This window comes from Nostoc sp. CCY 9925 (assembly GCF_963920935.1).
GTDB lineage: Bacteria > Cyanobacteriota > Cyanobacteriia > Cyanobacteriales > Nostocaceae > Nostoc.
In genome coordinates this window covers 1-3042 of the sequence record NZ_CAWUDO010000236.1, presented here as the reverse complement: position 1 = coordinate 3042, position 3042 = coordinate 1, and the positions used below count along the sequence as shown (strand labels likewise).

At 37.7% G+C, this 3042-nt stretch carries 4 protein-coding genes; 2 read left to right on the top strand and 2 right to left on the bottom strand.

From position 1 onward, the window contains the following. Positions 1-591: 591 nt before the first annotated feature. On the top strand, positions 592-774 hold the full coding sequence (locus ACM0OY_RS39905) for a hypothetical protein (RefSeq protein ID WP_414574221.1): 183 nt from the start codon (positions 592-594) through the stop codon (positions 772-774). Between the two features lie 193 nt (positions 775-967). Beyond that, entirely contained in the window at positions 968-1252 is a 285-nt protein-coding gene (locus tag ACM0OY_RS39900) for a hypothetical protein (RefSeq protein ID WP_414574220.1), read from the top strand. 297 nt (positions 1253-1549) lie between these two features. On the opposite strand, the gene ACM0OY_RS39895 is transcribed toward ACM0OY_RS39900, so the two are convergent. Both ACM0OY_RS39895 and ACM0OY_RS39890 read right to left on the bottom strand, forming a co-directional pair. Next, positions 1550-2038 (bottom strand): lasso peptide biosynthesis B2 protein, encoded by a 489-nt coding sequence (locus ACM0OY_RS39895; RefSeq protein WP_414574219.1) that lies wholly within the window; start codon positions 2036-2038, stop codon positions 1550-1552. Positions 2039-2483: 445 nt separating this feature from the next. Next, complete coding sequence (locus tag ACM0OY_RS39890) at positions 2484-2606, bottom strand: hypothetical protein (protein ID WP_414574218.1); 123 nt, start codon at positions 2604-2606, stop codon at positions 2484-2486. Between the last annotated feature and the right edge of the window lie 436 nt (positions 2607-3042).

The following is a 3042-nucleotide window of genomic DNA, read 5'->3' as shown; positions in this document are numbered from 1 at the left end:
GCGATTAAGCTTCTTTAAGTATATATGTACTACATTTAGATGCGTTCGCCCTGGTAACACCCTTTAGCGTATCTAGTTTTGGTGTAGACCTAATTTCTGACTTTTCAAGTACTACAGACAGCATCCGTTTATCAAAAATAAGTTTTACGGCTTTAGACAACACTACTAATGGTGCATTAATTAGCTCTGACTTTGCTATAGTTACTAGTGATTCTCTAGCTCAAGGTAGTAGTGCAGAGATTGTTTATAATTCTAGCAATGGCAATTTGTTCTACAACCAAAATAACGATACGGTTGGCTTTGGTACAGGAGGGTTGTTTGCAACTCTTGTGGCTTCTCCTGTTTTAGCTGCTTCCAATTTCTTTGTTGTTGTGTAGATTAGAAATTTAGGGATTCATCTAAGTTTCTTTTTAAGGTTGTGTAAACTACCCATCTTGTACCTGAAATAGATTAGCAGAGGTAGTTTACTTCCCTCATATCTTGCACTTAGCTGAGTCGCATTCAGCAAATAAATTATAAGTTTAGTACATACTCCAGCTTGTGTAAATACGTAAATTCAACACCATTTTTGCTGTCGCTAAATTTAATTAAATGTCATACAAAGAACTAGAAGATATTGAAAATATTATAGACGCGAAAATGCAAAAAGCCATACGAAAGCACGAACTCATAGTTGCTTTTATTAGTAGTATTATTGGTTTAATTTTTTTACTAGCTTTGTTCCATGCAATTTGGCTCAACCACGTTCAAATTCAAGAGCTTCGGTTGAATTGATTATCAGTCGGCTTGAATAATTTTTTACGAGTAGCCTTCCCAATGTCTATTAAACTAATCGACTTTATAAATATTTTTATAACAAAAATTGTAAGGATTCAAGTCTAAAATAGCAGAAGCAAAGAAGGACGAGAATAAAAAGACAAACGTGTTGCCTTGCGTAAACGTGGCTAGAGACCTCAATTGCCCAAGCGTGTTTGAAAGAATAGAAAAAATCGGGGTAGACCAATTAAAATTTCTGTTCCCCTCTTTTAGCAAGAACGTTGTTTCGCCCGGTATCAAAGAAAATATCGCCGTCTTGTTGTGCGATAGGAGCAATCAATTTAAAATCGCTACATCTGCAAACACTACTACTCAAGGGTTTATTTATAACTCTACCACAGGTACATTGTTTTTCGACCAGGATGGTAGTGCGGGTGAGTTTACCAAGGTACAATATGCACAAGTATCTGCTGGGTTGGCTGATTACCACCTCTAAAAATGACGTGAACGTAGGTATTACCTTTGGTTTGAAATACGCCGATTTGATAGGGTGCGAGCGCTACGACTAGGTTCTCTCATTTGCTAGTTGCGATCGCTCGAAGTTTCCTCGCTTGAATTGAGGCGATCGCCCATCCGGGAGTTATACTATGTCATTTCTTACACTTCTAACTCTCGTATCAATGCCTCATTTATCCTTTGTGCCTCTTCACCACTAGTTTATACCACGAGAGAAAATAAGTGAACTTGCCATATATGCTGCGATGACTCATCTCATGCTGTGTCGTCTTGTAGCCTAAAGATTTACTTTATAAATGGTCTCTAAATTCCAACTACCAATCTTATCACTTTCGACTTCTTGCAGTGGCACTTGAATATAACGAGTCATATTCTCTGCACCACCAATTACAATTTGCCCTTGGCTTTCTACCCAAGCATGGGCTGACATTTGTCCTCCTTTGTCTATAGTGAAACCAATACATAGCTGAGTCGGATAACCATGCCAAGCAAGTAATACTTGCGTAGTTAAAGCCTGAGTCAGGCATTTGGCTCCTGGTATATATCTACTAGCGACAGTTACAGCCCAAGCAACTTCATTCACATAAGTATCATCTGGCGGGAGCAACTTAGTGCTTAGTTGTGCGATTTTTGCTAAAAGCTTACGTAGGTGTTGAAACAATAGCAATCTTAAGCCCAGTCCGATATATACAAGTAGCAATGCTGCTTTAACTAATAACAGGCGTTCGCGAGCATTCCGGCTTAAAAACTTGTGTAATTGTTTCATTTTTCCCTCAATTAGTCTTTTGGCTTAGGAGTTGTCATGAAATAAGGAAAGCCACCCTTCGCTTTCATCCTTGAAAGGGCTTTTGCTCCCCAACTATTAATTTTGAGCGTCACGATAAATCATAAGGCTGGCAAACTTATTTTTGAACAGGTGCTTAGCCTAACTTTTTGCTTTTTGGACAAAATCAATCAACTAAGTTTATCTTCCTAACTCAGATTAATTTGTTGGCTTGACTTACATAATTAGAAAAATCTACTTGTCCACCTTGCTTTTTATCTCTATTGTGTTATCAATCCCAAACTCAAAATTTTCGCGGAAATTGCCAATTACTACAAAACTTCACATTGCTATTTCGTTTAAGAAATCTGAGTTTCACTCGTTCTTGTACTGACCCAAAAGCACCTAATAGGAGAGCGAAAAATTTAGACTCCAGTTACATAATATCTCAACCAATTTTGGCAATATCAAATTTTTTTACACCTTTCGGGATGTAACCATCTCGTATTTTCCAAGGCACTATAACAGTGGGACAATCTAAATCTTTCATCGCCTGTTCAAGTGTAAACATAGTACCCAATTCTTCATGTCTACCTTGCTTGCCTAAAGAGTTCCACCAATGAGCATAGGGTAAAAAGTAATAAGCATTAACAATCTGAGCAATTTATGCTACTCCTTTTACTCATAGTGCGATGCAATGATTTTCTGACTTTTCCCGTTAATGAAAAACTTACTGTAAATGATTTAAGAAACAGCACAGCAAATATAGTACAGTAATTGAAATCGGGTACTAAACGTGACGAGCAATGCTGGATTAGTGAGAGAAGAATTTTGCAACCTTAGAACTGGGCGATCGCCGATTGAATGAGCGTGCAATCTCAATCGGGTATGCTCTAAGCTTAGGATTTGGCAAAGCACTGTCGGAACTTTTACATCAGCGCACACAAGGATATATCAGTAAACCAAAAAGTTTTTCTCCAAAGAGCGATCGCTAAAATATTTACATT

What these genes read in the sequence shown, in the direction of transcription:
- ACM0OY_RS39905 (WP_414574221.1), top strand. Translation starts at nt 592, where the DNA reads ATGTCATACAAAGAACTAGAAGATATTGAAAATATTATAGACGCGAAA.
- ACM0OY_RS39895 (WP_414574219.1), bottom strand. Translation starts at nt 2,038, where the DNA reads ATGAAACAATTACACAAGTTTTTAAGCCGGAATGCTCGCGAACGCCTG.
- ACM0OY_RS39890 (WP_414574218.1), bottom strand. Translation starts at nt 2,606, where the DNA reads ATGTTTACACTTGAACAGGCGATGAAAGATTTAGATTGTCCCACTGTT.